Origin of the sequence: Amycolatopsis samaneae (assembly GCF_039541975.1) — a bacterium.
Lineage (GTDB): Bacteria > Actinomycetota > Actinomycetes > Mycobacteriales > Pseudonocardiaceae > Amycolatopsis > Amycolatopsis samaneae.
Map to the genome: position 1 here is coordinate 247,391 of NZ_BAABHG010000001.1, position 25,433 is coordinate 272,823.

Here is a 25,433-nt window from a genome sequence, read left to right on the forward strand (position 1 = left end):
CGATATTCTCCGGTAGGTTCAGACCGCCAGCGCGGCACCCTCGTGGGCGAGCAGCCGGGCCTTGCGCTCGACGCCGCCGGCGTAGCCGCGCAGCCCGCCGTCCGCGCCGACCACGCGGTGGCAGGGCCGCACCAGCAGCACCGGGTTCGCGCCGATCGCGGCCCCCACCGCCCGCACCCGCTCGCGCGGGAGGCCGAGCCGCGCGGCGAGCTCGCCGTAGGTCGTGGTCGCCCCGAACGGGATGGCCGCCAGCTCCCGCCACACCCGCCGCTGGAACTCCGACCCGGTGCCGGTGCACTCGAGGTCGAACTCCGTCAGCTCACCGGCGAAGAACGCGCGGAGCTGCCGGATCACCTCGGCGAACGCCGCGTGGTCACGCCGCCACTCCGGCCGTACGGCGGGCGCGTTCCGCTGGCCCGGCATCGACAGCGACGCCAGCGCGACCCCGCCCGGCGCGGTGCGGGACTCCTCCCCCACCAGCAGCAACTCCCCCAGCGGACTGTCCGTCGTCGTGTACACGGTCATGGCCGACGACTCCCTTCGTAGCTCACTTCCCTTTCGCTCCACCAGTCTGCGACCGGCCGAAGACAGCCGCTGGCGATAATCGGACATCACGTGCGGTGTTCCGGCAACGGCACCGGCAGCCGAAAACGGCCGCGCCGGGCGTGTTCCACCCGGCGCGGCCGTTTTCGCGGGACAAACCCCTTCGAATCTCAGGTCTGGTACCTCGGGTTGGTGGCGTGCCACTCGACACCGCCGCCCATCCAGGCCCGGACGCCCTTGAGGAACCGGTGCAGGTCCGGGGACGGGACGACCGCCAGCTCGCGGTGGCCCGCCTCGAAATCGCGGACGAACCGGTTGTGCAGGCCGACGGTCACCTCGGTCGCCTCCGCGATCGAGCACTGCCGGTCCGCGGCGATCTGCAGGACCATGTTGCAGACCGGGTTCTCGTCCGCGGCGTCCTTGGCCACCGAGTGGAGATCGTTCACCATCACCGAGGCGGTGCCCGCCTGCATCATCATCCGGCGGACCCGGGGGTCGTAGTACAGGTGCGCGGGCAGTTCGTACCCGTCCACGACGTCGACCAGTGTCATGGAGGTGTAGAAACTGTCGTGCTGGCGGGTGGCCAGGTACTTCCACGCCTCCGGGTATTCGCCCGTGTGTCGCCACGCCGCGTACGCGCACCAGCCGACGAACATCGCGAACGTCGAATAGCAGACGCGCTGGGCCTGCACGGGCGTCCCGTGCCGGAGCAGGTGGTCCATGGCCGAGCGGAACGACACCAGGATCGGGTCCGACCGCAGGGCTTCGTCGAGCGGAGCGGAGAACTCGCCCGCGGGCGCGACCGGGTCCATGGCCGCCATCGCCAGCGCCAGGCGCGGCGGCAGTTCCGTCGGTGTGGCGCCGAGGGAACTGTCGTCGGCGTAGTAATCGTCGGCCGCCCACCACGCCGCGTTCAGCTGCGCCGCGATCAGCAGCAGATCCGGGTCCTCGGAACCGGAATGGGCCAACGTGACCAGCCGTCCGAGCTGGGAGCGGCGGACCTGCTCCAGCCCGTCACCGGTGTACCCGCAGTCCTCCGCCCACTCGTCCAGCCGCCGCTGGACCTCCTCGGCCAGCGGCTCGTTGTGCCGCTCCACCACGGGGCAGTAGAGCGGCGAGGCCGTCCCGTCGCCCCACGGCCGTTCGATGTAGGCCGGGTCGTGCCCGGGGGACGGCGGCTCCGCCAGCGCCTCCTTCGCCGCGGTGAAGACCCGCGCGGCGGAGGTGCCGAGCCCGCTCGGCCCGGTCCGGAAACCCGGCGTCACCGCCACCCCGACCGTCCTTTCCGGACTTTCCACACTGTCCGGAATGGACGGCAGGCCGGGGAGGGCACCCGCCAGGGAGGCTGTGTCGACCATCGTGTTCCCCTTCTCCTTCCTCGGGTGCCCGCCCCGGATCAGACCCGGTCCGCGGCGATGAGCAGGTAGTGGAAGCTGCCCTCGCGATAGGCGGTGAGGAACGCTTCCTCGATACCGGTGGTGACCGAGGACCGCGCCCGCAGTTCCCAGTAGGGAATCGTCGCCGCGGTCAGGTCGACGACGCTGATCGGGACGAAACCGTTGGCGGCCAGTGCCTTGAAGTACTGACCCCTGGCGTGGATGTTGCAGATGTAGTGCTGGTCGATCTGGCTCACCGCGCGCGACCGGCCGCCGGTGACGTCGTTGTAGCACCCGGTGATGGTGACGTACCGGCCGCCCGGCGCGAGCTGCCGGGCGTGTTCGGCGAACAGGTCGAACAGGTCGACGTACATCGTGCTCTCGTTGTTCCAGATGCCCCGGAACGCGCCGGTGTCGAACCCGGTGTCCAGCATGTTGCACAGGTGATAGCGCACCTCGCCGTCGACACCGCGCCTGGCCGCCTCCGCGTTGGCGAAGTCCACCTGCTGCTGGGATATCGACACACCGTCCACCCGGCAGCCGAACCGTTGGTTGGCCATGATGCTGCTCCCGCCGCGGCCGCATCCGGCGTCGAGCAGCCGGTCGGTGGGCGCGATGTCGCCGAGGTGGTCGAGCAGGACCTGGGCCTGCGCGGTCTCCAGCCGGTGCATCTCGGCGATGATGGCCTCGTCCCGCCGCGGCGCCGGGGTCTCGAGCACGGCGGGGTCGTAGTCCCCGATGCCGTAGTGGTGGTGGTAGAGATGGTCGATGTCACCGAGCCGGAGATTGACGGGGTTCTTCTCGTGGTTCCAGTAGTCCGCGACCGACCGCTGGTAGGGGGTGCGCAGCACGGACTGGTCGATGGAGGTCATCGGCGAGGGGCTCCTTCTCAGGCGGTGACGTCGGCAGAACGGACCACTGCATCCGGCACCGTGGATCGGAACACAAGCAGCATCCGCGATTTCCTTCGATGTGGTGAACTGAGGCGGTCCGGTGGTGTTCGGCGGGCACGGGAATTCACGGCGAGACCGGAATTTCCGGGCCCTGCCACCGGGTTCGCTGACTACCTCGGCCAACGCTAGTGGCCGCACATCGGCCCGACAAGAAGCTCGGCCGCGGTTCACTCAGCTAAATACGAAGGCGGCGACCCCGTTCCCGAATCGGCCTATTCTCCTTGTCCCCGCAGTGATTCCCCCGGCATCCGCAAAACTCCTTCGAGACTGTTTCCTTCCCGACCGGATGACGACGCGCGACTGTGCGTTACCCGCGTGCCCGGCCCGCCCCGACCGGGCGCCGTGCCCGCCCCTCACCCGGTGGCCCCTACCATCGGCGGGTGATCATCGACGCCCGCGCCCTGCTCCTCACCGGCCCGGTGGGGATCGGCAAGAGCACGGTGGCCGAGGCCGTCGGCGAACTGCTCGCAGCGGCGGCGGTCCCGCACGCCGTCATCGACCTCGACGAGCTCCACCGCCGCTGGCCCGCGCCCGCCGACGACCCGTTCGACCTCGCGATGGAACTGCGCAATCTGGGCGCGCTGGCGGGCAACTACCTCGGCGCGGGCGCGCGGCGCCTGGTGCTGGCCGGGGTGGTCGAAAGCCGCGCCGACCGGCGGCGGTACGCCGAGGTGCTCGGCACCGAGCTCACCGTGTGCCTGCTGACCGCGGACGCGGCGGCCATCGACCGGCGGCTCGCCCGCAGGCACGGGGCCGAGGACACCGACGGCCTGCGCTGGCACCTCGCGCGGGCGAGGGAACTCGACGGGATCTTCCGCCGCGCCGGGGTCGAGGACTTCGCCGTCGCCGCCGACGGGCCGGTGACGGACGTGGCGAAGGCCGTGCTGGCCGCGGCGGGGTGGCCGTGACACCGGCCCCCGCCGCGGCGCGGGACACGGTGCTATCCCTTCCACTCCAACGGTTCGCGGGCGGCGAGGTCCGCGTCCCGGTGGGCGAACTCCGCGAGGCCGGTCAGGCCGGTGTTGTGGAACGCCATGATCTCGCCGTCCCGCACGACCTTGGTCTGGATCGCCGCCCACTCCCCTTTCCTCGGCCCGCCGGGCACGCGCAGCTTCGACGTGGTGTGCACCAGCAGCGCGCCCTCGCCGATCGGCCGGACGTCCAGCCGCCGGATCTCGAGCAGGCTTCCCCGGTAGATCGTGTCGAAGATCTTCTGATGCTCCTCCGCGATCACCTTCCTCCCCCGCTGTATCCGCCCCACGACGTCCACGAAATCCGCGTCCTCGGCGAACCGCGCGCCCCACGCGGCGCCGTCGCCGGCGTTCCAGGCACGTTCCAGTCCGGTGATGATCTCTTCGACAGTCATCGCAGTCCTGACTTAGAATGATGGTCCATTAACTAGAACGACGTTCCAACCTGGAGTGTACATGGCCGCCGACCTCCCCGGCATCGTCCGCCTGCGGGACCGGCGCGAAGCGCTGACCCTGCGCACCATCCTCACCGCAGCGCGCACCCTGTTCGCCGAACACGGATACGCCCGCACCCCGATCCGCCGCATCGCCGGGGAGGCCGGCGTCGCACCGCAGACCATCTACGCGCACTTCGGCTCCAAGGCCGGGGTGCTCACCGGGCTCGTCGACCTCCTCGACGACGAAGCGGGCTTGCCGGACCTGATGGCCCGGTCCGCGGAAATCGACGATCCCGGCACGCTGCTCCACCTGCTGGCCAAGGCGAGCAGGCAGGTGCGGGAACGGTGCGGCGACATCGTCGCGATGCTGGATTCCGGCGCGGCCGTCGACCCCGACATCGCGGCGACCCGCGCCGAGGGGGCGCGCCGCAACCGGCTCGGCGTGGAGATGGTGGTCGGCCGCGTCCGGGAGACCGGCGGGCGGCTCGTCCCGCGGGCGACGGACATCGCCGTCGCGCTGATGACCGGCGGCATCCCCGACAGCCTGGTGCGCGAGGCGGGCTGGTCCTACGACGACTACGAAACCTGGCTCGCCGAAACGCTGACCACCGCGCTCCTGCGCTGAGCACGCCCTCGGTTTCGCGCCTCCGATAAAATCCCGATAAAGTCGAGCGCATTTCACTCGAAAGTGTCGACGCGAAATCATCCTTCCGCTATTCACATTTTCACACTGTAGGCACCATCACATTGCCATCGCGGGAATCGCTGGTATTTACCCGCGGCGCGTCACTTTCCGGGACCGTCATACACAGTTAACGAGCATTTGACCGGGACCGCCTAGCCAGGTGTCTTACATTGACCTTGTGATCCCTTTACGATACGGTTACCTACATTGGGAAGCGCTCACTTCCCCCTTTTCCGCATCCGCGCTCGCGACCCGCTCCAGTGTCGAGGCGGCAGGCGCCCTCATTCCATTGTGGACGGTGTTCATCCATGCTCGCACAAGGACAAGGAACCATCGGCGTATCGGCGACCCTGGTACGCGGTGGCACGAGCAAGTGCTGGCTGTTCGACGTCGCGGACATCCACGGGCGCGGCGCCTCGACCGAGGAGGTGCTCCTCGCCGCGTTCGGCGCGCGGGACCACAACCAGATCGATGGGGTCGGGGGAGCGACCTCGACCACCTCGAAGGCCGCGATCGTGGCCCACTCCTACGAACCGGGCGTGGACATCGACTACACCTTCGCCCAGGTCGGCGTCGGCGTGGAACGGGTGGAATGGGGCAGCAACTGCGGCAACTGCGCCACCGCGGTCGGACTGTACGCGGTGCAGTCCGGCCTGGTCCGTCCGCGCGGGGACCGCACCAGGGTGCGCATGCGCAACACCAACAGCGCCGCCAGGATCGACGCGGTGGTGGCCACCCCCGGCGCCCGGTTCCGTCCCACCGGCGACGCGGTGGTGCCAGGCGTGTCCTCCCCCGGTGTCCCGGTGGGCCTGGAGTTTCTGAACCCCGTCGGCGGCCGCCTGCTGCCGACCGGCCGCGCCGTGGACACCCTGGAGGCGTCCGGCGCGCGGGCACGGGCGACGCTGGTCGACGCCGGCGCGCCCGCCGCGCTGGTCGACGCCGCGTCGCTGGGCCTGACCGGCGCGGAGAGCGTCCCCGAGTTCGCCGAGCGGCTGCCGGGGCTGCTCGGCCTGCGCCGCGCGGCCGCGATCGGCATGGGACTGTCCACACCGGACGGTCCGGTCAGTCACGCGGTGCCGAAGCTCGGCCTCGTCGGCCCCGCCACGGACTACACGACCACCGGCGGCGCGCGGATCACCGCCGGGGAGTTCGACGTCTCGGTGCGGATGGCGTCCATGCACGCGCCGCATCCGGTGATCGGGCTGACCTCGATGGTCGCGGTCGCCGCGGCGGCCACGGTACCGGGCAGCACGGTGCGCGCCCACGCCCCGGCGAAGTCCGGCGAGATCCGCATCGGCACGGCGGCGGGGGTCGTCTCGGCCAGTCTGAGCCTGGCCCGCGACGGCGGGCTGACCGGCGTCACCCTGCACCGGTCTGCCCGGGTGATCGCCCGCGCCGACATCTTCGTCCCGGCGGCGCGTGAGCCGGCGGCCGCCCGGTGAGCACGACGGCCACCGCGGCCGGGGAGGGCACCGCGTTCGGCGCGCGGTTCCTCTCCCCGCTGGTCGTCGGCACGCTGCTCAACGCGGTCAACTCCTCGATGATCGCGGTGACCCTGGTCCCGATCGGCCGCGACCTCGGTGCCGGGGCCGGCCGGACGGTGTGGCTGGTCACCGTCCTGTACCTGGTCACCGCGACCGCCCAGCCGGTGATGGGCAGGCTGGTCGACACCCTCGGCGCCCGGCGGGTGCTGGCCGCCGGGCTCGCGCTGGTCGTGGCGGCGGGCCTGCTCGGCGCGTTCGCCCCCGCGTTCGAGGTGCTGCTGGTGTCCAGGATCCTGCTCGGTCTCGGGACCGCCACCGGGTTCCCGGCGGCGATGGCGCTGGTGCGGGCACGCGCGAATGCCGCCGACGTCCCGGTGCCGGGCCGGGCGCTGGCCGTGCTGGCCACCTCGACCCAGGCGAGCATGGCCGTCGGCCCCACGCTCGGCGGTCTGCTGGTCGGCCTCGGCGGCTGGCGCTGGACGTTCGCGATCAACGTGCCGGTCGCGGCGCTCGGGCTGCTCCTGGTGTGGAAATGGCTGCCGCCGGACGAACGCCGCGCCCGCACCGGGCCGCGCCCGCCACTGGACCTGCCCGGGATCGGGCTCTTCTCGCTCACCCTCACCGCGCTGCTGCTGTGCCTGACCCGCTCGGGCGCGGCGCTGTGGCCGTTTCTGCTGACCGGGCTGCTCGCGGGCGCCGGGCTGATCGCGTGGGAGCTGCGCGCGCGGGACCCGTTCCTCGATCTGCGTACCCTGGCCGCGAACCGGCCGCTGGCCGCCACCTATCTCCGGCAGGGTTGCGGCTACCTGGTGATCTACGCGTTCCTCTACGGTTATCCGCAGTGGCTCGCGGAGGGCTACCGGTTGCCCGAGGCCGTGATCGGGCTCGCGCTGCTGCCGATGTCGATCACCACCGTCACCCTCTCCGCCGCCGGCGCCCGGCTGGTGCGCGGCGTCCGCGCCCGCCTGCTGCTCACCGCGGGGGCGCTCCTCGCGGGCTCGGCGGCGTTGCTGACGCTGTCGGCGGAGACCGCGCTGTGGCTCGTGGTCGCGATCGGCCTGCTCTTCGGCGTCGGGCAGGGGCTCAGCACGGTGGCGAACCAGACGGTCCTCTACACGCAGGCGCCCGCGGACCGTATCGGCACACTGTCCGGGCTGTTCCGCACCGCCCAGTACATCGGCGCGCTGGCCTCGACCAGCGTGCTCGCCGTGACCTTCGGCGGCCAGGCCACCGACGCCGGGCTCGGCGGGCTGGCCGTGGTGCTCACCGTGGCGGCCGCCGCGCTGGTCTCGGTCACCGCCGCCGACCGCTCGCTCCGCGCCCTCGATACCCGCGGTCCGTGAATGCCACATCGAGGGACTCTGAGTCCCTCGATGTGGCATTCACGGGCTGGGCGATGCTGTCCTCAGTGGACGGTCAGGTGCCGACCTGCTCCCGCAGCACGTCCACGAAGGCGTCCACCGCCGGGGTGTTGACGCCCTCGACGGTGGCCACGCCGATGGTCCGGGTGATCGACGGCGCGCAGCGCAGGAAGCGGACCCCGTCGGGCTGCGGGTGCCGGGCCATCCGCGGGACCAGCGCGACGGCGAGCCCGGCGGCGACCAGCAGGAGGTGGGTGGTGTAGTCGAGCACGCAGTACGGCACGTCCGCGTCGGCGTTGTGCGCGCGCAGCCCGTCCACCAGTGCCTCGTGCGGATCGGTGCCGGGCGCGCAGCTCACCCAGGTCAGCCCGCCCAGCTCGGCGAGCGGGACCGGCCCGGTACGGGCGGCGAGCGGGTGTCCCGCCGGCACCGCGAGGTGGACGTCCTCGCGGATCAGCTCGGTCAGGTGCACCCCCGGCGGGTACCGGGCCGGTCTGGTGGACCAGCTCTCGGTGACGACCGCGTCGAGGTGCCGGGACCGCAGCGCGGGGATCATGTCGACGACCTCGCCGTCACGCAGCGCCGGGACCAGCCGGGGGTGCCGGGCGGTCAGGGTGTGCAGGACCCGCGGGATCAGCGCCCGCAGCGCGCTGGCGACCGCGCCGATCCGCAGCGGCCCGACAATCTGGCCGTGCAGGTTCGCCAGATCGCGTTCGGCCTCGGCGATCGTGCCCGCGACCCGCAGCGCCGTGTCCGCGAGCACCCGCCCGGCGGTGGTGAGCCGGATGCCCCGCCCGTCCGGCTCGACCAGCGGGCAACGCGCCTCGCGTTCCAGCTTCCGGACGTGCTGTGACACCGCGGAACCGGTGATGTGCAGGGCCTCCGCCGCACCGGCGATCGAGCCGTGCTCGGCGACGGCGGCGAACACGCGGAGCCGCTCCCAGACAATCACCTAAGTCATGCTAATCATTAGTCCTCACAAATCATAACTAGTGCTGGCGAATTCTGGTTGGCACCGTAGAACACATGGACACCACCACCCTGCCGCCGTCGAGCACGCGCTCCGCCCTGCCCGCGCTGTCGGTCGTCGCGGGCGCGGTGTGCCTGTCCGGCTCCGCGACCTTCGTCAAGCTCGCGGACGTCAGCGCCGGGACCGCCGCGTTCCTCCGGTGCGCCATCGCGCTGGTGGTCCTACTCCCGCTGGCGTTCGCCGAGCTGCGGCGAGAGGGCCCGCTGGGTGGCCCGCTGCTCGGCTGCGCCGTCGCCGCGGGCGCGTTCCTCGGGGTCGACTACGTGCTCTGGACCGCCAGCATCCTCGACGTCGGCGCGGCCATCGCCACCGTGCTGATCACCGTCCAGGTCATCGTGTTCCCCTTACTGGGCAAGGTGTTCGGCGGCACGCCGATCGCCGGGCGCTTCCTCGCCGCGGCCCCGCTGATGATCGCCGGGATCGCGCTGGCCAGTGGGGCACTGGGACACAGCGCGCAGGTGACGAACCCGGTGCGGGGCTCGATCATGGGCATCGCCGCCGGCGTCGCCTACTCCGGTTTCCTTTACCTGAACCGGGTTTCCGGGCAGCGCAGCCCGCGCCACCTGGTGACACCCATCGCCGTGGCCACCGCCGCCGCCACGGCGACCGCCGGGGTGATCGGCACGGCCACCGGCGGCATCAGCCTCTCGCTCGACGCGGCGTCGTGGGGCTGGATGATCGCGCTGGCCCTGCTGGGCCAGGTCGCCGCCTGGCTGTTCGTGAGCACCGGGACGGCCCGGCTGCTGCCGAACACCGCCGCCGCGCTGCTCATGCTGCAGCCGGTGCTGGCGATCGGGTTCGGGCTCGTGGTGCTGGGCGAGACCCCGACCGCGGCCCAGCTCGCCGGGTGCGTCGTGGTGATCGTGGCGGTGTGGTTCGCCAACCACACTCCCCGCGCCCGGCAGCCGGCGCGACCACCCGAACCCGCCGCGACCGGCCACCGCTAGCGCCGCCCTCTCCCCGGCCCGATGGTCCGTGGGGGCCTCCTTGAGGGAGCTAGAGTCCCTCAAGGAGGCCCCCACGGACCATCCTCGTGGCGCGTGTCCCGAACGCGCCGTTCGCCGGTAACCGCGCTTCCACCCCCCGCCGGGTGTCCTCTGTGGACGAACGCACGGTGATCGCGGTGGCCCGACCACCCCAGGACCGGACTGCTGCGACACCAAGGGGACGCGATGTCACGAGGCAGCGAGAGAGCCTTGCCCGGCAAGATCGTATCGCTTATCGTATACGAAATTGCTTCCTCTCGGTGCTGCGAGGTAAGTCGTGACCGTCGCCCTTCACCCGTCCACCACACTGGTCGCGCGGGATTTCACCGACTTCCGCACGGCGGTGTCCCAGTCCTTCGTGCCGCTGCACGTCACCAGCGCGCACCAGGACCACTTCCGCGGCCGGATCCGCTCCGGCGGCGCGGACGACGTCCAGCTGTTCGAGATCACCGCGTCCGCCCACGTCGTCGAGCGCACCCCCGAGCTCATCGCCAGGGCCGACCGCCGGTACTACAAGCTCAGCCTCATCCTCGCCGGGACCGGCCTGCTCGTGCAGGACGACCGGCAGGCCGTGCTGCAGCCCGGCGACGTCGCCCTCTACGACACCCATCGGCCCTATTCCCTGGTGTTCGAGGAGGACTTCCGCACCCTCGTGGTGATGTTCCCGCAGCGGCTGCTGGACCTGCCCGCCGAGTTGCTCGGGCAGCTGACCGCCGTGCGCATGTCCGGCCGCGAGGGGATCGGCAACGTCGTCGTGCCCTTCCTCGCCCAGCTCGGCACGAACCTCGACCAGCTCGCCGGTCCCGCCGGGGTACGCCTGGCACACAGCGCGGTCGACCTGCTGGCCACCATGTTCGCCGCCGAACTCGACCTCGCGCGCGCCACCGCCGACCCACACTACGAGCTGATGCGGCGGATCCGCGCGTACGTCGACGCGAACCTGTCCTCGCCGGAGCTCGGACCCGCGCAGATCGCGGCCGAGCACTACATCTCGACCCGGCATCTGCACGGGCTGTTCCAGGAGCAGGGCACCACCGTCTCCGGCTGGATCCGCACCCGGCGGCTGGAGCACTGCCGTCGCGAGCTGCTCGACCCGGTCCATTCCGGCCGCCCGGTCGCGGCCATCGCCGCGAAGTGGGGATTCGTGGACGCCGCGCACTTCAGCCGCGTGTTCAAGACGGCGTACGGCCGTTCCCCGAGCGAGCTGCGTGCCGCCGGTTGACCGTGAGCGAGCGGTCCTTGCCCTCCAGTGCGTGATCACTGGCCGGACGCCGCCGCCGCGCCGACGATGGGAGGCATGTCCGACACCCCCGAAGAACAGTGGCGCACCTACGACGAATTCGCCGCCGGGATAGCCACCTATCGCCTGCCCAACGCGGACCTCACCGGACGCGAACTCACCGTCACCCTCGACGACGACACGAAACTCGAACTGCGTTTCGAGGACGCCCGGCACGTCGTGTGCAACGGTGTGAAAGACCCGTACGACGCGGTCGCGGTGCGCGAGGACGTCTACTTCGTGAACCTGCCGCTCACCAGCGTCGAAGGCGAAGCGCTCACGGTGGTCTTCTCGACGGCCACCCATCGCGCGCTCGCGGTCCGGTCGGTCATCGGGGCCGAGGACGTCGAGGGCGTCCCCCGCGTTTCCCAGACGTTCCGGGCGGGGACCACCGACGGCGGCGCGGCCTCGGGTGAGGTGCCGGGCCCGTCCCGCGACCTGATCGGCAAGCGCAACATCTACCGCTACAGCCCGAACCACCTCTACGAACACGTGTACGTCTCCTCGCAGCGCTACGCCTGGCAGTGTCTCGAAGGCGTACAGCGCGGTCACGGCGACATGGACCTGTCGACGGTCTGGAAGTTCGCCGACGGGCTCTACCTGTTCTGCTTCCGCGAGTTCCGCATCGCCGTGGCGAGCGTCTGGCTGCACGACCTCGGCTACGCGCTCAAGACCACCGGCGTCTTCCTCGGCATCACCGGGGACGGCCGGTCCGAACACTCCCGCGCCGGCGGGCACATCTACCCGCTCGGCTCGGTCAGCTATCCCGACGCACAGCCCGTCTAGCCCGACCCGCTCGAAGGAGAACCAAGTGTCCAATATGGACGTCATCACCCAGCACTACGCCGCCAGCGACCGGGGCGACCTGGAAGGCATGCTGGCCCCGCTCGGACCGGAAACCACCTGGACCGAGGCCGCCGGTTTCCCTTACGCCGGAACGTACACCGGCCCCGACGAGGTCAAGGCGAACGTCTTCGAGGCGATCGGCCGGGACTGGGACGGCTACACCTTCACCCTCGGCGAACTGCACGACGCGGGCGACACCGTGATCGGCCTCGGCACCTACACCGGGACGCACCGGAAGTCCGGTCAGTCCTTCACCGCGCGGGTCGCGCACGTGTGGAAGTTCGACGGCGGCGCGCTGGTCGGCTTCGAGCAGATCGTCGACTCCGCGCCGGTGGTCGCCGCGATGGGGTGAGCCCGTGCCGCACGGGACAACACCCGTGCCCGCAGAGACAAGGCGCGCCGCCGTGGCCGCTCGTAGGGTCCATCCACCTCGACTAGCCACAGGACGGGAACCGCCATGAGAAAGATCTTGCGCAGCCTGGCGATCGTCATCGCCGTGGTGCTGTTCGCGGGTGGATGCGCCGGGAGCGACACCGGGACGAGCGGGCCGATCGTGGTCGGTTCCGTCAACGCGCTCAGCGGCGCCGCCACCTTCCCCGAAGCGTCACAGGCCGCGAAGGCCGTGTTCGACGCCGCCAACGCCGCGGGCGGCGTCAACGGCAGGAAGATCGAATACAAGGCCATCGACGACAAGGGCGACCCGGCGGCGGCCGCGGCGGCGGCCCGCGAGCTCGTCGGCGGCGACAAGGCCGTCGCGCTCGCGGGCTCGTCCAGCCTCATCGAATGCCAGATCAACGCGAAGTACTACGAGCAGCAGAAGATCCTCTCGGTGCCGGGCATCGGCGTCGACCCGGCCTGCTTCACCAGCCCCAACATCGGCCCGGCCAACGTCGGCCCGTTCCACGACATGACGCTGTCGCTGCTGTACGGGTCGGAAGTGCTGAAGCTGAACGACATCTGCGCGCTGCTGGAGATCGCGGGCAACACCCTGCCCTCCTACCAGGCGGCCATCGACGAATGGTCGACGATCACCGGCAAGAAGCTCAAGTACGTCGACGCGACCGTGCCCTACGGCGGCTCCGACTACACCTCCTACATCGTCAAGGCGCGGGCCGCGGGCTGCAAGGCGATCACCGTCAACCCGGTCGAGCCCGACTCGATCGGCCAGCTGAAGGCCGCGCAGGCACAGGGCTGGAACGACGTCACCTGGCTGCTGCTGACCAGTGTCTACAGCGAGAACTACGCCAAGGCGGTGCAGAACGCGGGCGCGGGCGTCTACGTCCCCGCGGAGTTCTACCCGTTCACCGACGCGGCCAGCCCGCAGAACAAGGACTGGCGCGAGCTGATGGCGAAGAACGGGATCCCGCTCACCTCGTTCAGCCAGGGCGGCTACCTCGCCGCGAAGTACTTCCTCGCGGTGCTCAAGGGCATCAAGGGTGACATCACCCGGGAAAGCGTCACCAAGGCGCTGCACGAGATGCAGCCGATCACCGATCCGATGGTCGGGACGCCGTACGTTTTCGGGAACGGCAAGACCCATCACGACAACACCGCGGGCTGGCCGGTCAAGCTCGCCTCCGGCGCGGGCAAGTGGGAGCTGGCCGCGAACGACTGGCTGCGCATCCCCAAGAAGTAGAGCCCGGAGAAGTAGAGGAGTATCCCGATGCTGCAGGGAGCGCTGGCCGGCCTGGCCGCCGGCGGACTGTACGCGGTGCTGGCGGTGTGCCTGACCCTGATGTCCCGGCTGGTCCGGGTGGTCAACTTCGCGCAGTCGGCGACAGCGATGTTCGGTTCCTACGTAGCGGTGTACCTGGCTGTCCACATCGGACTGCCGGTGTGGCTGGCGACCGTGGTGGGCATCCTGCTCGGCGGCGCGCTCAGCGCGTTGCTCGGCTGGGTGATCTCGACCTGGCTCGCCGAGGCGGACACCGGCACGCGCTCGGCGGTGACCGTCGCGGTGCTCCTGCTGCTCATCTCGTTGTCGTTCATCCTGTTCGGCAACAAGCCCCAGCCGTTCCAGCCGCTGCTGGGCGGACCGGCCTTCGAGATCGGCGGCGTGGTGGTCAGCCAGGTCACGGTGGTCACCGTCGGGCTGGCGGTGCTGGTCGCGCTCGGCTGCCGGGCGGTCCTGACGCGGACCTCGGCCGGGGTCGCGCTGCGCGCGCTGTCGGAACGGCCGACGACCGCGGAACTGCTGGGCATCCCGGCGAAACCGCTCAGCGTCGCGGTCTGGGCGGTCACCGGGCTGATCAGCACGCTGATGATCTCGATCGTCGCGCCGTCGCAGTCCAACGACGCGACGTCGCTGGCGATGCTGGTCGTCCCCTCGGCCGCGGCGGCGCTGCTGGGCGGGTTCCGGCGGCTGGACCTCGCCGTCATCGGCGGGCTGGTGCTCGGCATGTTGCAGGGCGCGCTGGCCCAGTCCGACAGTCTCTCGATCGCGCGGTACTTCCTGCCGTTCGTGGTCATCGCCGGACTGCTGCTGTGGTCACAACGCAAGGAGGTGTGGGATGCCGCTCGCTGAACGCAAACCGGCTCGCAGCATCGGGATCCCGCTGCTGATCGCCGTCGTCGCGGTGGCCGTGGGGTACGGGCTGAGCGTCGGGCTCGAAGGGTACTTCGTCTACCTCGGCATGAGTGCGGTGGTGGCCGCGATCGCCCTGCTCGGGCTCGGCGTCGTCACCGGCAGCGCCGGGATGATCTCCCTGTGCCAGCTGACCTTCGCCGCCGTAGGCGCCTGGGTGGTGTCCGCGCTCAACAAGGCCGAAGCGCCCGGCGGGTTCCTGGTGTGGCTGCTGCTCGGCGGGCTTGCCGCCGGGGTGGTCGGGATCCTCGTCGGGCTCCCCGCGCTGCGGCTGCGCGGGATCAACCTCGCGGTGGTCACCCTCGGCCTGGCCGCGGCGGCGGACCTCACCCTGGTCCAGCTCCAGTTCCCCGGCGTGAGCGAGGGGATCTCGGTGCTGCGGCCCGACGCGTTCACCGACGACCGGTCGTACTTCCTGCTGGCCGTGGTCGTGCTGGTGGCGTGCTGCCTGGCCGTGTACTTCCTGCGCCGGGGCCGCTGGGGCAGTGGCTGGCAGGCGGTCGCGTTCTCCGAACGCGGCACCGCCGCGGCCGGGGCCAGCGTGCGGACCTCGAAGCTGACGGCGTTCGCGGTGAGCGCGACGCTCGGCGGTATCAGCGGCGGGCTGCTCACCGGACAGGTCGGCCTGGCGTTCCCGGCGAGCTTCACCTCCATCCAGTCGCTGGCGCTGTACGTGCTGGCGATCATGTCCGGCGCGCACCTGATCGACATGGCGGTGTTCGGCGCGGTGCTCTGGGTGGCGGTGCCGGAGCTGCTCAAACGCTGGGGCGTGCCGCAGGACTGGGGATACGTGGTGTTCGGCCTGCTCGGCGTGCAGGCGCTGACCAGCGGCGGAAACCTCGGCACCGCGCTGCGGGAGCTGTGGCACCGGCGGGCCCGCTCCCGCGAGGGCAACGGGCACGTCGGCATCGAGCACCGCGAGGTCGAGACCGTCGACGAGGCACCACCGCCCGGTCCCCCGGTGCTCGTGGTGCGGGACCTGAGTGTCCGGTTCGGACAGGTCGCCGCGCTGTCCTCAGTGGACATAGCGGTGCCGGAACACGGCATCCTCGGTGTGATCGGGCCCAACGGTGCCGGAAAGTCCACTTTGGTCGACGCGATCAGCGGATTCCTCCCGCAGGCACAGGGCGAGGTCGAGCTCGGCGGAGGGCCGCTGACCGGCCCGCCCACCCGGCGGGCGCGCTCGGGCCTGCGGCGGACCTTCCAGCAGGACCGCGTCCCGCCGGGGCTGACCGTCGAGGCCTACGTCCGGTTCGTGGCCAGGCGGCGGCTGGCCACCCGGGAAATCGCCGACGCGCTGGAGTTCTTCGGCTGCCCGCCCGCGCGCACCCCGTTGTCCAGGGTGGACGTCGGCGCGCGGCGGCTGGTCGAGGTCGTCGGGCACCTGCTGGCCCGGCCGCGGATCCTGCTGCTGGACGAACCGGCCGCGGGGCTGCCGCACGAGGAACACGTCGCCTTCGGGGAACGGCTGCGGCGGGTGCCCGCCCGGTTCGGGGTGTCACTGCTGCTCATCGAGCACGATCTGGACCTGGTGCGCTCGGTCTGCGACACGATCACCGTGCTCGACTTCGGGCAGGTGCTGGCGACCGGGCCGCAGGCCGAGGTGCTGGCCGACCCGGCGGTGCTCAAGGCGTACATGGGCGAAACGGAGTTGCTGTGAACGCGTTGCGGGTGGCGGGCCTGACGGTCTCGCGCGGGGCGGGCCCGGTGATCTCCGACGTCGGCTTCGAGCTGGCGCCGGGCCGGATCACCGCGCTCGTCGGGCCGAACGGGGCCGGGAAGACGAGCCTGCTGGAGGCGGTGTCCGGGGTGGTCCCGGCAACGCGCGGCAGCGTCCACATCGGACAGACCGAGATCACGAAGCACTCGCGGGTGGCACGGGCCCGGCTCGGGCTCGCGCACATCGAGCAGGGCCGCGCGGTGTTCGGCGGGCTCACCGTGCTGGAGAACCTCCGGCTCACCGCGCGCACCAGGGCGCGGGTGGACGAGGTCCTGGAACTGTTCCCGGAGCTGGAAAAACGCCGCGACTCCGCCGCCGCGCTGCTGTCCGGCGGCGAGCAGCAGATGGTCGTGCTGGCCCGCGCCTTCGCCGCGCGGCCGGCGTTCCTGCTGATCGACGAGATGTCGCTCGGCCTGGCCCCGGTGGTGTTCACCCGGCTGCTCCCGGTCATCACCCGGTTCGCCGAGGACGGCGCGGCGATCCTGCTCGTGGAGCAGTTCACGCATCTGGCGCTGGGCGTCGCGCAGGACGCCGTCGTGGTCTCCTCGGGCCGGGTCACCTACTCCGGCGACGCGCGGACCCTGCTGGACTCCCCCGACACCCTGCACTCCGCCTACCTCGGCGAAACCTGACCCCTGTTCCGCAAGTCCGTGAAGGCGATATCCAGTCGCGGCACTCACGTCTTACCCGGCACCATGCCGCCCATGGATCACCCGTTCATCCCAGGCCTGGAACTGTCGCGCCGCTTCTACTACGAAGCAGTGCGGCCACTGCTCCACGCGCACTTCGGGAGCCTGCCGCACACCGCCGCGCGGATCGGCGGTGGTTCGGAGGTGCTCGGATTCGACACCGCTCGATCCGCCGACCATGAATGGGGTCCACGCCTGCAGTTGTTCCTGCGCCACCACGACGCCGACCGGCACGCGGCGCGGATCGGCACGATGCTGAGCGACAAGCTGCCCAAGACGTTCTGCGGACACCCCACGAACTTTGCCGCCGCCGGCGGCAGCGAGCACATCCGCCGCATGGAGGTCACCACCGGACCGATCTTCCATCGGGTCGAGGTCACCAGTCTCGACGCATGGTTCACCAACCATCTGGGGTTCGATCCGCTCGACGACGTCACCACGCTCGACTGGCTGGCCACCCCGACCCAGGCGCTGGCCGAGCTCACCGGCGGCACGGTCCTCCACGACGAGACAGGCGAACTCACGTCGGCTCGTGCCCGCCTCATTTGGTATCCCGAGCAGATCTGGCGCTACGTCCTGGCCTGCCAATGGCAGCGGATCTCCCAGGAAGAGGCGTTCGTCGGACGGTGTGGAGAGGTCGGCGACGAACTCGGCTCGGCCGTCGTCTCCGCTCGCCTCGTCCGCGACCTCATGCGACTGACCCTGCTGATCCACCGCCGTTACCCGCCCTACAGCAAATGGCTCGGCAGCACCTTCGCCCGAATTCCCTTCGCCGCCACCCTCACCCCGGTGCTGACCGCGGCGCTCGGCGCCACCACATGGCGTGAACGGGAACAGCACCTCGCGACGGCGTACTCGGCCATCGCCGGGCAGCACAACCGCCTCGGGCTGACCGAGCCGGTCGACCCCAGCACCCGCCATTACCACGACAGGCCGTTCCAAGTTCTGCGCGCCGAGCGATTCAGCCAGGCGCTCCTTGCCGGTATCACCGACGCCGAGCTTCGCGGTCTCCCGCTCACCGGAGCCGTCGACCAGTTCGCCGACAACACCGATCTGCTCGTCGATCGTGCCGCGACCCACGCCGTGACCACAGCGCTGGCCACTCCGAAGCCCACGCCGGATGTCTGACCCAGCCTGAGCCAGCCACGCTCCCGTCGGCTGTACCAGCACGAATCCGGTACAGCCGACGTCGGCGAAACAAGGGGGCTACGAGCCCATGCCGGCGCGTTCGAAGGCCAGCGTGGGCAGGTCGACCGCGTGCGCCCCGCCATCGGCGACCAGTACCGCACCGGTGATGTACGAGGACTCGGACGAGCCGAGGAAACGGACGATGGAGGCGATCTCCTCCGGCTCCGCGGGCCGCCGCAGCGGGACCTCGGCGGTCACCCGGCGATAGCCCTCGTCGTGGCCGCCGGTGAACCCGGCCGCCTCGGCGAACTGGTCCATCTCGCCATCGGCCATCGGGGTACGGACCCAGCCAGGGCAGACCGCGTTCGCCCGGACACCGCGCGGACCGTAGTCACGGGCGATCGACCGCGTCAGGCCGATCAACGCGTGCTTCGCCACGGTGTACCCCGCGACGTTGGGACCCGCGAACAACCCCGCCAACGAAGACACGATCACCACCTGTCCCCCGGACTCCACCAGCGAGGGCAACGATGCCCGGCAAAACACGAACGCGCTCGACAGGTTCGAACGCAACGCCAGCTCCCACTCCTCGTCACCGGTGTCGACCACCGACGACAGCCCGTGCCCGCCCGCGTTCGCGACCACCACGTCCAGCCGCCCGAACCGACCGACGATCTCCGCGACCGCCCTCTCCGCGTCCGCAGTCACACTCGCGTCACAAGAGATGACATGCGCCCCGGTCTCGGCCGCCACCTTCTCCAGCGGCTCACGACGCCGCCCGAGAACCACCACCTTCGCACCCTCGGCCGCGTACCGGCGCGCCACCGCCGCACCGATGCCCGTACCGCCGCCGGTAATCGCGACGACCCTGCTCTCTGTACTCACCCGGAAGTCCTTTCCTTGTCCTGCGAAGATCCTGTGAAGATCCCTGACCGGCTACGCCGGGAAACCCGACCGCGCCGACACGCCGAAGTCGGCGAGCACGGCCTGGCCGTCGACCGTCCGCGACCGCGCGGAGGCCAGGTACAGCACGTGCTGGGCGACGTCCTCGGCCGCCTGCACGGGAAACGCCGGATCGTCCAGCACCGGGCCGAGGTCGCCGCGCGCCATCGGGGTGTCCACCACCGACGGGCACACGCAGTTCACCCGCACCCCGTCCAGTTCCACCGAAAGCGCCCTGGTCAACGCGACCACGGCGCCCTTCGACGCGCAATAGGGCACCATGCCCGGCGCACAGACGAACGCGGAGTCGCTGGCGAGGAACACCACGGACGCGCCGGGGGAAAGCCACGGGCGCGCGTGCTTGGCCAGCAGGAACTGCCCGGTCACGTTCACCGCCAGCACCGAGGCGAAGTCCTCGACGGTGGTCTCGGCCAGCGGAGTGCCCACCGGCCCGGAGATCCCGGCACACCCGACGACGACGTCGAGGCCGCCGAACCGCCGCGCCACCGTGGCGATCGCGGCGGCGAGCTTCGGTTCGTCCGTGACATCGGCCCGTACGGCCATCACGTCCCCCTCCAGCACCGGGACCGACTCGCGGTCGACGAGCCCGACCTGGGCCCCCTCCGCGAGGAACGCCCGGGCGCAGGCCAGTCCGATACCCGAGGCCGCGCCGGTCACCAGTACCGCCTTGCCTGCCAGATCCAGTCGCATGCGGTCATCCTCGGGGCCGCCGCCGCGTCGCGGGTTGGCCGCGAGCGCATCCTTCTTGTCCGGTGCCGCACGACCACCGCCACCCCGTTCACCCGCCGGGGAAAGCGGACGAAACTGCCCGCACGAGCACCCGCGACCATCAGAGGACGAGCCCCGATGCCCGATACCGCGCTGAACCTGTCCGACACCACGACCTGGCTGCCACTGGACGGCCTGGCCCCCGGATTCGACGCGAACAAGGCCCCCACGGTCGGTGACCTGCACGGCCGCACCTTCGTGCTCCACTTCGCGGACGGCACGACGTTCTCGGCGAAGTTCACCGGAAACCGCGTCGAGTGGAGCCACGACGGCTCGGGCACCGACGACTGCGAAACGTTCCTCGTCGACGACAACCTCTACTACGTCCAGTTCCACCCGAGGAGCCGCGCGGAACAGGCCTACACCGTGTTCCTCGACCTGCGGCAGGGCCGGGCGCTCCTGGTGGTCACCGCGATCGGCGACGGCGTCCCGCGCGTCGGGCAGACGTTCCGGGCCGCCACCATCGAGGGATTCGAAGCCAGGGGCGAGGAGATCGCGCCGAGCACCACGCTCGTCGGCAGGCGGGTGATGTGGGTCTACAGCACCGCCCACGCCTACGAACACGTCTACCTCAGCCCGCACTGGTACACCTGGCAGTGCCTCGCCGGGCCGGAGAAGGGCCTCGCCGACACCGACGAGAACTCCGTCTACCAGCTGCGGCCGGGCATCTACGTGTTCACCTGGCGGGAGAAGGTGATCCCGTGCGCCTCGGTGACGGTCGCCGACCACCGCGACGCCCGCGCGCTGCGCTCGCACGGTGTCCTGTTCGGCCTCGACGCGACCGGCGAGCAGCCCACGCACTTCACCTTCGGCGCCCACGGCCGCCTGCTGAGCACCACGGTGCACCCCGCGCCCTACGATCCCGCCGGGGACTGAACCGTGGCCGCCGATCTCATCCTCACCAACGCGACGGTGTACACAGTGGACACCGCGCGGCCGTGGGCGTCCTCGCTGGCGATCGCGGACGGGAAGGTACTCGACCTCGAAGACGTCGACCGCGGGCCGAACACCGAGGTGCTCGACCTCGGCGGGGCCTTCGTGATGCCCGGGTTCGTCGACGTCCACAACCACCACGCTCTGGCCGGGCGCGCGGCGCTGTTCGAGCTCGCCTTCGGCGGCGAGGCCGGTTTCGAGGACATCCTCGCCGCCGTCCGCGACCGGTGCCGCGACCTCGGCCCTGACGAGTGGGTGATCGGCGGCGCCTGGGCGTCCACACTGGTCGGCACGCTGGCGGAGCCGTCCGCCCGGCAGGCGCTGGACGAGGCGGCGGGCGGGCGGCCCGTGATGCTCTCCGACGACAGCAGGCACAACCGCTGGGTCAGCAGCAGGGCGCTGGAACTGGCCGGGATCACCGCCGCCACCCCGGACCCGGCGGGCGGGGTGATCGAACGCCACCCCGGGGACGGGACGCCGACCGGTGTCCTGCTGGAGGCGGCGAGCACGCTCGTCGAACGGGCCCAGCGGGAGACCGGCGCGCTCGGCGCGGACCAGCACGCGCGCGCCTCCCGGCGCGGGATCGAGATCCTGCACTCCTACGGCGTCACCGCGTTCCAGGACGCCGGGGTGTCCGTCGACATCATGGCCGCGCTGAAGACGCTCGACGACGCGGGCGAACTCGACGCGTGGGTGGTTTCGTCACTGCTGGTGAACGATCCCATCTTCGGGTTCGATCCGATCGGGCGACCGCTGCTGGAGGTCCGCGAGCGGTACCGCACCCCGCACCACCGGCCGGACTTCGTCAAGATCTTCCTCGACGGGGTGCCGCCGACCCGCACCGCGGCCTTCCTCGAGCCCTACCTGCCCGACGAGACCCACGGCGGCTGTCATCACGGCGCGACCACGATGGCCGGTCCGGAGCTGGAGGAATGGCTGCGCACGGCGGCGGGCGCCGGGCTGTCGGCCAAGATCCACTGCACCGGGGACGCCTCGGTGCGCGCGACGCTCGACGCCGTCGAGAAGATCCGCGCCGAGGGGTACACCGAGGCGAAGTTCCAGGTCGCGCACGGCCAGTTCGTGCACCCGGACGACATCCCGCGGTTCGCCGAACTCGGCGTCGCCGCGGACATCTCGCCGTTCCTGTGGGTGCCCGGGATCATCCCGTCCGCGATCGCGGACGTCCTGCCCGCCGACCGCGCCGCGCGGATGCAGCCCAACCGGTCCCTGCTGGACCGGGGCGCGCTGGTCGCGGGCGGCTCGGACTGGCCGGTCAGCGAGTCGCCCGACGCGTGGGAGGGCATCGCCGGCCTGGTCACGCGGCAGGACCCGAGCGGGACCTTCCCCGGCGCGCTGTGGCCGGAGCAGGCCATCACCCTCGGTGAGGCGATCGAGGCGTTCACCCTCGGCTCGGCCCGCGCGTGCGGGCTCGACGACGTCACCGGATCCTTGGCACCAGGGAAGTCCGCCGACTTCCTCGTGCTGGACCGGGACCCCTTCCGGACCACGGCTGGGGCGCTCGCCACCACGAAGGTGGCCGAGACGTGGTTCGCCGGGCGCCGGGTGTTCAGGCGCGGCTGAGCACCCGGCGCACTACCGGCGGGTACTTTCTCCTACACTGGTAGACAAAACCAGTGCGGGAGGTGTCGCGATGCCGAAGATCATCGACCACGACCAGCGGCGCAGCGACATCGTCGACGTGACGTGGGACCTGATCACCCAGGGTGGCATCGAGGCCGCCACGATGCGGGAGATCGCCGCCGCGGCGGGCTTCGCCAACGGCGCGCTCAAGCACTACTTCCCCAGCAAAGACGACATCATAGAAGCCACCTACGTGCGGGCGCTGGACATGATGCGCGAATACGTCAAACTGGACGGCCTGCGCGGGCTCGCCGCGCTCCGCGAGCTGTGCGTGTCCTCGATGCCGATCGACGCCGAGCGCATCAACGCCGGGCGGGTGCTGCTGACCTTCTGGCAGCTGTCCCTGTCGAACCGGAAGCTGCACGACAAGTACCTGGAGCACATGCGCTCGTGGCGGGGCCTGCTGCACCGCTATCTCACCGAGGGGCGCGAGGACGGCGACATCGTCACCGCCACCCCGGACGAGCAGCTGGTCGATGAGGTGGTGCTGCTCAACGCGGGCGCCAACGTGATGAGCCTGGTCAGCGGAGAGTTCTCCACGGTGGCCCTGCAACACCGGCACCTGGAGTCCTTTTTGGACCGCCTCACCCGCCCCTGAGTCCCGAGCGCCCCAATGAGGTTTTCTCGGTAGCGGTTGGGGGCGTGCTGGTGTCGCGAATGTCGCATTGCCGACGTTCAGCGTCGCGAATGTCGCATTCGCGACATCGTCTCAGCTGAAGCCCGCGTCCCGAGCGGAGCGTTCGGGGACGGTGAGCGATGCTGGTGGCCTTGCGCGGGGGTGAGCAGGGTGCCTGAAGGACGCTTTCAGTGCGTTGGCCGCGCTGAAGGACGCTTTCAGTGCGCTGAGCGCACCGAAGGCGTCCTTCAGCACACCCGGGCGCCAGAACTCACCGCCCCTAGTGAGAAAACCTCAATGTGGCGTTCGGTGCGTCCAGCGCACCGAACGCCACATTGGGGCGCATGACCACCGCACGCCGGGAACGCGCTCAGGCGAAGATCTCCCGGAGGTAGGCGGCGGCCTGGGCATGCGACCGCGGTGACGCGGGCAGATCCGTGTACAGCCCGTAGAAGCCGTGGATCTGCCCGGTGTAGCGGGTCAGTTCCACCGGGACGTCGGCCTCGCCGAGCCGGCGGGCGAACTCCTCGCCCTCGTCGCGCAGGACGTCGTACTCCGCGGTCAGCACCAACGCAGGCGGCAGGCCGGTGAGGTCGGCGGCCCGCAGCGGCAGCAGGTACGGATCGTCCAGCTGCGCCGGGTCGGTGACGTACTGCTCGAAGAAGAACCGCATCGCCGCGGCGGTCATCCCGAAACCCTCCGCGCAGTCCACATAGGACGCGAAGCCGTCGTCGGGGTGACCGTAGACCGGGCAGATCACCACCTGCGCGGCGATCGGCGGGCCGCCCTGGTCGCGGGACATCATCGAGACCACTGTGGACAGATTACCGCCGGCGCTTTCCCCGCCCACCGCGATCTTCGCACCGTCCACAGCGGACCCGGCACCTCCGCCGTGCAACCACTCGACCACGGCGTAGCAGTCCAGCGGCGCGGCCGGGAAGGGGTCTTCCGGGGCGAGCCGGTAGTCCACCGCGACGACCGCGACCTTCGCCGCGTCGCACACCGCCCGCGAGGCGACGTCGTTCTCGTCGATGGAGCCGATCGTCCAGCCGCCGCCGTGGATCCACACGAACACCGGCACCGGCCCGTCCGCCTCCGGCAGGTACAGCCGGACCCGGACGTCCCCGCCGGGGCCGGGCACCTGGTGCTCGGTCACCGACGCGACCGGCCGGACCGAGGCGGGCCGGGTCCATGACGCGTCGAAGGCGGCACGCAGTTCCGCCGCCGTGAGCGGAAGCGCGGGCGCTTCGGCGGCGGCCGGGGCGCTGCGGGCGAGCAGTTCGCGGACCGCGGGATCGAGGGTCACGTCAAGCCGCCTTCGCCACGAGCACGCGGGGGCTGCCCGGCAGCACCAACCGGTCTTCCGGGCGCCAGCCCGCGCCGGCCAGCCAGTCCCGCACCTCCGCCTCCGGATACACCACGGTCCCGTCGATCACCAGGTACTCCCCCGCGTGCAACGCGTCGATCGGCCGTTGCTCCGCGTCGTCGTCGAGGAAGAAGTCGAGCAGCAGCAGGGTCGCGCCGGGCGCGGCGGCGGCGCGGGCCCGGCGCAGGATCTCCGCGTTCTCCGCCGCGGTGAACCGGTGCACGACGTGGTTGACCATGACGAGGTCGAACCCGCCCGCAGGACGCGCCTCGGTGGTCACCTCCCCCAGCACGGTGCTTCGCCCGGCGAATCCGGCCTCGGCCACCGCCTGGGTGACCGGCGTGACCGACCGCGGGTCGAAGACGAAGGTGGTGTGCAGTTTTTCGTTGGCGCGCATGGCTTGCACGGCGAATTCACTGGACAGGCCGCCGAGGTCGAGGAGCTTTTCGTAGGGCCGGTAGTCGAACGCGGCGGCCAGCATCCGGGCGTGTAGGGCGTTATACGTCATCACGCCGGAAAGGAAGGTGCCCCAGCGGTCGCCCTCGACGTCGAGCTTGCCGGGTTTGCCGGTGTCGACGGTGTGCTCGAACTGGAGCCAGTGCGGGTAGCTGATCGTTTCGAGGAAGGTCAGGAACGGGGACAGGTCGAGCCCGTCCCGGGTGAGGTAGGCAGCGGCGTCGGCGCCGAGTTCGTACCGTCCTCCGGTTCGCGAGAGCAGTCCCAGCGAGGACATGGTGTCGCCGAGGATGCGGGCGATCTTCTCCGGTTTCCCGATCTCGGCCGCCAGCGCGGCGGCGTCGAGGGGGCCGTCCGCGAGCGCGGCGAACAGGCCGATCCGGCTCGCGGCGAAGAGTTGCTTCGCCGCCATGTACCCCACGGCGATGTCCACGATCCGCTCGGGACTGGCTGGTCTGGTTGACCCGGTCACGGTCACTCTCCTCAGGTTGGCTCGCCGGACACTCTACAACCGTAGACAAAAAAATCCAGGGTCGATTTTGCCCGCACAGCAAGCAAAACTCGGCGGAAATCGACTTCCTACATTTGTAGAATAAAACCATTGACACGGTCCGCGAC

Annotated in this window: 24 protein-coding genes and 1 pseudogene; 16 read left to right on the plus strand and 9 right to left on the minus strand. The window is 70.8% G+C overall.

Features of this window, described 5'->3' with window-relative positions:
- Positions 1 to 18: 18 nt before the first annotated feature.
- From ABD987_RS01115 to ABD987_RS01125, 3 genes are all read right to left on the minus strand, one after another.
- The gene (locus ABD987_RS01115; protein ID WP_345385823.1) at positions 19 to 525 is read right to left on the minus strand and encodes a methylated-DNA--[protein]-cysteine S-methyltransferase; all 507 of its coding nucleotides are present in this window, start codon (positions 523 to 525) and stop codon (positions 19 to 21) included.
- A gap of 188 nt (positions 526 to 713) precedes the next feature.
- Positions 714 to 1,901: a family 2 encapsulin nanocompartment cargo protein terpene cyclase gene (locus ABD987_RS01120; RefSeq protein WP_345385825.1), complete on the minus strand. Its 1,188-nt coding sequence runs from the start codon at positions 1,899 to 1,901 to the stop codon at positions 714 to 716.
- Between the two features lie 38 nt (positions 1,902 to 1,939).
- Complete coding sequence (locus ABD987_RS01125; protein ID WP_345385827.1) at positions 1,940 to 2,791, minus strand: geranyl diphosphate 2-C-methyltransferase; 852 nt, start codon at positions 2,789 to 2,791, stop codon at positions 1,940 to 1,942.
- A 461-nt stretch (positions 2,792 to 3,252) separates the two neighbouring features.
- Between ABD987_RS01125 and ABD987_RS01130 the strand changes: the two genes are divergently transcribed.
- Positions 3,253 to 3,780 carry an AAA family ATPase gene (locus ABD987_RS01130; protein ID WP_345385829.1) on the plus strand — a complete coding sequence of 176 codons (528 nt, stop codon included), beginning with the start codon at positions 3,253 to 3,255 and terminating at the stop codon, positions 3,778 to 3,780.
- A 32-nt stretch (positions 3,781 to 3,812) separates the two neighbouring features.
- On the opposite strand, the gene ABD987_RS01135 is transcribed toward ABD987_RS01130, so the two are convergent.
- On the minus strand, positions 3,813 to 4,238 hold the full coding sequence (locus tag ABD987_RS01135; protein WP_345385831.1) for an SgcJ/EcaC family oxidoreductase: 426 nt from the start codon (positions 4,236 to 4,238) through the stop codon (positions 3,813 to 3,815).
- A gap of 61 nt (positions 4,239 to 4,299) precedes the next feature.
- Between ABD987_RS01135 and ABD987_RS01140 the strand changes: the two genes are divergently transcribed.
- The 3 genes from ABD987_RS01140 (at position 4,300) to ABD987_RS01150 (ending at position 7,792) form a co-directional block, all read left to right on the plus strand.
- The gene (locus ABD987_RS01140) at positions 4,300 to 4,905 is read left to right on the plus strand and encodes a TetR/AcrR family transcriptional regulator (RefSeq protein WP_345385833.1); all 606 of its coding nucleotides are present in this window, start codon (positions 4,300 to 4,302) and stop codon (positions 4,903 to 4,905) included.
- A 368-nt stretch (positions 4,906 to 5,273) separates the two neighbouring features.
- A complete protein-coding gene (locus ABD987_RS01145) occupies positions 5,274 to 6,407 on the plus strand; it encodes a PrpF domain-containing protein (protein ID WP_345385835.1) in 1,134 nt (377 codons plus the stop codon).
- Positions 6,404 to 7,792 (plus strand): MFS transporter, encoded by a 1,389-nt coding sequence (locus ABD987_RS01150; protein WP_345385837.1) that lies wholly within the window; start codon positions 6,404 to 6,406, stop codon positions 7,790 to 7,792. The genes ABD987_RS01145 and ABD987_RS01150 overlap by 4 nt, the downstream gene beginning before the upstream one ends.
- A gap of 73 nt (positions 7,793 to 7,865) precedes the next feature.
- On the opposite strand, the gene ABD987_RS01155 is transcribed toward ABD987_RS01150, so the two are convergent.
- The gene (locus tag ABD987_RS01155; RefSeq protein ID WP_345385839.1) at positions 7,866 to 8,762 is read right to left on the minus strand and encodes a LysR family transcriptional regulator; all 897 of its coding nucleotides are present in this window, start codon (positions 8,760 to 8,762) and stop codon (positions 7,866 to 7,868) included.
- 74 nt (positions 8,763 to 8,836) lie between these two features.
- Between ABD987_RS01155 and ABD987_RS01160 the strand changes: the two genes are divergently transcribed.
- The 9 genes and pseudogenes from ABD987_RS01160 (at position 8,837) to ABD987_RS01200 (ending at position 18,072) form a co-directional block, all read left to right on the plus strand.
- Positions 8,837 to 9,787, plus strand: coding sequence for a DMT family transporter (locus tag ABD987_RS01160; RefSeq protein WP_345385841.1), 951 nt, complete (start codon positions 8,837 to 8,839; stop codon positions 9,785 to 9,787).
- Between the two features lie 316 nt (positions 9,788 to 10,103).
- Positions 10,104 to 11,083 (plus strand): annotated as a pseudogene (locus tag ABD987_RS01165) (AraC-like ligand-binding domain-containing protein).
- Positions 11,084 to 11,123: 40 nt separating this feature from the next.
- On the plus strand, positions 11,124 to 11,891 hold the full coding sequence (locus ABD987_RS01170; RefSeq protein ID WP_345385845.1) for a MoaF C-terminal domain-containing protein: 768 nt from the start codon (positions 11,124 to 11,126) through the stop codon (positions 11,889 to 11,891).
- 25 nt (positions 11,892 to 11,916) lie between these two features.
- Positions 11,917 to 12,303, plus strand: coding sequence for a nuclear transport factor 2 family protein (locus tag ABD987_RS01175; protein ID WP_345385847.1), 387 nt, complete (start codon positions 11,917 to 11,919; stop codon positions 12,301 to 12,303).
- 105 nt (positions 12,304 to 12,408) lie between these two features.
- A complete protein-coding gene (locus ABD987_RS01180) occupies positions 12,409 to 13,587 on the plus strand; it encodes an ABC transporter substrate-binding protein (RefSeq protein ID WP_345385849.1) in 1,179 nt (392 codons plus the stop codon).
- A 27-nt stretch (positions 13,588 to 13,614) separates the two neighbouring features.
- Positions 13,615 to 14,475, plus strand: coding sequence for a branched-chain amino acid ABC transporter permease (locus tag ABD987_RS01185; protein WP_345385851.1), 861 nt, complete (start codon positions 13,615 to 13,617; stop codon positions 14,473 to 14,475).
- On the plus strand, positions 14,462 to 16,195 hold the full coding sequence (locus ABD987_RS01190) for a branched-chain amino acid ABC transporter ATP-binding protein/permease (protein WP_345385853.1): 1,734 nt from the start codon (positions 14,462 to 14,464) through the stop codon (positions 16,193 to 16,195). The genes ABD987_RS01185 and ABD987_RS01190 overlap by 14 nt, the downstream gene beginning before the upstream one ends.
- Complete coding sequence (locus tag ABD987_RS01195) at positions 16,192 to 16,887, plus strand: ABC transporter ATP-binding protein (protein WP_345385855.1); 696 nt, start codon at positions 16,192 to 16,194, stop codon at positions 16,885 to 16,887. Before ABD987_RS01190 ends, ABD987_RS01195 begins: the two co-directional genes overlap by 4 nt.
- Before the next feature lie 72 nt (positions 16,888 to 16,959).
- The gene (locus tag ABD987_RS01200; RefSeq protein WP_345385857.1) at positions 16,960 to 18,072 is read left to right on the plus strand and encodes a DUF4037 domain-containing protein; all 1,113 of its coding nucleotides are present in this window, start codon (positions 16,960 to 16,962) and stop codon (positions 18,070 to 18,072) included.
- Positions 18,073 to 18,150: 78 nt separating this feature from the next.
- Here ABD987_RS01200 and ABD987_RS01205 read toward each other — a convergent pair whose 3' ends face one another.
- Positions 18,151 to 18,957, minus strand: coding sequence for an SDR family NAD(P)-dependent oxidoreductase (locus ABD987_RS01205; RefSeq protein ID WP_345385859.1), 807 nt, complete (start codon positions 18,955 to 18,957; stop codon positions 18,151 to 18,153).
- Positions 18,958 to 19,008: 51 nt separating this feature from the next.
- Positions 19,009 to 19,725, minus strand: a complete 717-nt coding sequence (locus ABD987_RS01210) for an SDR family NAD(P)-dependent oxidoreductase (protein WP_345385861.1) — start codon at positions 19,723 to 19,725, stop codon at positions 19,009 to 19,011.
- 156 nt (positions 19,726 to 19,881) lie between these two features.
- On the opposite strand from ABD987_RS01210, the gene ABD987_RS01215 reads away from it, so the two are divergent.
- The 3 genes from ABD987_RS01215 to ABD987_RS01225 all read left to right on the plus strand — a co-directional run bounded on the left by ABD987_RS01215 (position 19,882) and on the right by ABD987_RS01225 (position 22,975).
- Complete coding sequence (locus ABD987_RS01215) at positions 19,882 to 20,679, plus strand: molybdenum cofactor biosynthesis F family protein (RefSeq protein WP_345385863.1); 798 nt, start codon at positions 19,882 to 19,884, stop codon at positions 20,677 to 20,679.
- 3 nt (positions 20,680 to 20,682) lie between these two features.
- A complete protein-coding gene (locus ABD987_RS01220; protein WP_345385865.1) occupies positions 20,683 to 22,317 on the plus strand; it encodes an amidohydrolase in 1,635 nt (544 codons plus the stop codon).
- Positions 22,318 to 22,387: 70 nt separating this feature from the next.
- Complete coding sequence (locus ABD987_RS01225) at positions 22,388 to 22,975, plus strand: TetR/AcrR family transcriptional regulator (protein WP_345385867.1); 588 nt, start codon at positions 22,388 to 22,390, stop codon at positions 22,973 to 22,975.
- A gap of 388 nt (positions 22,976 to 23,363) precedes the next feature.
- Here ABD987_RS01225 and ABD987_RS01230 read toward each other — a convergent pair whose 3' ends face one another.
- Both ABD987_RS01230 and ABD987_RS01235 read right to left on the minus strand, forming a co-directional pair.
- On the minus strand, positions 23,364 to 24,299 hold the full coding sequence (locus ABD987_RS01230) for an alpha/beta hydrolase (protein ID WP_345385869.1): 936 nt from the start codon (positions 24,297 to 24,299) through the stop codon (positions 23,364 to 23,366).
- A gap of 1 nt (position 24,300) precedes the next feature.
- Positions 24,301 to 25,287 (minus strand): methyltransferase family protein, encoded by a 987-nt coding sequence (locus ABD987_RS01235; RefSeq protein WP_345385871.1) that lies wholly within the window; start codon positions 25,285 to 25,287, stop codon positions 24,301 to 24,303.
- Between the last annotated feature and the right edge of the window lie 146 nt (positions 25,288 to 25,433).

Excerpts from the sequence above, each read along its gene's own strand:
- ABD987_RS01115 (WP_345385823.1), bottom strand. The coding sequence starts at position 525 with ATGACCGTGTACACGACGACGGACAGTCCGCTGGGGGAGTTGCTGCTG.
- ABD987_RS01120 (WP_345385825.1), bottom strand. The coding sequence starts at position 1,901 with ATGGTCGACACAGCCTCCCTGGCGGGTGCCCTCCCCGGCCTGCCGTCC.
- ABD987_RS01125 (WP_345385827.1), bottom strand. The coding sequence starts at position 2,791 with ATGACCTCCATCGACCAGTCCGTGCTGCGCACCCCCTACCAGCGGTCG.
- ABD987_RS01135 (WP_345385831.1), bottom strand. The coding sequence starts at position 4,238 with ATGACTGTCGAAGAGATCATCACCGGACTGGAACGTGCCTGGAACGCC.
- ABD987_RS01140 (WP_345385833.1), top strand. The coding sequence starts at position 4,300 with ATGGCCGCCGACCTCCCCGGCATCGTCCGCCTGCGGGACCGGCGCGAA.
- ABD987_RS01145 (WP_345385835.1), top strand. The coding sequence starts at position 5,274 with ATGCTCGCACAAGGACAAGGAACCATCGGCGTATCGGCGACCCTGGTA.
- ABD987_RS01160 (WP_345385841.1), top strand. The coding sequence starts at position 8,837 with ATGGACACCACCACCCTGCCGCCGTCGAGCACGCGCTCCGCCCTGCCC.
- ABD987_RS01170 (WP_345385845.1), top strand. The coding sequence starts at position 11,124 with ATGTCCGACACCCCCGAAGAACAGTGGCGCACCTACGACGAATTCGCC.
- ABD987_RS01180 (WP_345385849.1), top strand. The coding sequence starts at position 12,409 with ATGAGAAAGATCTTGCGCAGCCTGGCGATCGTCATCGCCGTGGTGCTG.
- ABD987_RS01185 (WP_345385851.1), top strand. The coding sequence starts at position 13,615 with ATGCTGCAGGGAGCGCTGGCCGGCCTGGCCGCCGGCGGACTGTACGCG.
- ABD987_RS01190 (WP_345385853.1), top strand. The coding sequence starts at position 14,462 with ATGCCGCTCGCTGAACGCAAACCGGCTCGCAGCATCGGGATCCCGCTG.
- ABD987_RS01200 (WP_345385857.1), top strand. The coding sequence starts at position 16,960 with ATGGATCACCCGTTCATCCCAGGCCTGGAACTGTCGCGCCGCTTCTAC.
- ABD987_RS01210 (WP_345385861.1), bottom strand. The coding sequence starts at position 19,725 with ATGCGACTGGATCTGGCAGGCAAGGCGGTACTGGTGACCGGCGCGGCC.
- ABD987_RS01215 (WP_345385863.1), top strand. The coding sequence starts at position 19,882 with ATGCCCGATACCGCGCTGAACCTGTCCGACACCACGACCTGGCTGCCA.
- ABD987_RS01225 (WP_345385867.1), top strand. The coding sequence starts at position 22,388 with ATGCCGAAGATCATCGACCACGACCAGCGGCGCAGCGACATCGTCGAC.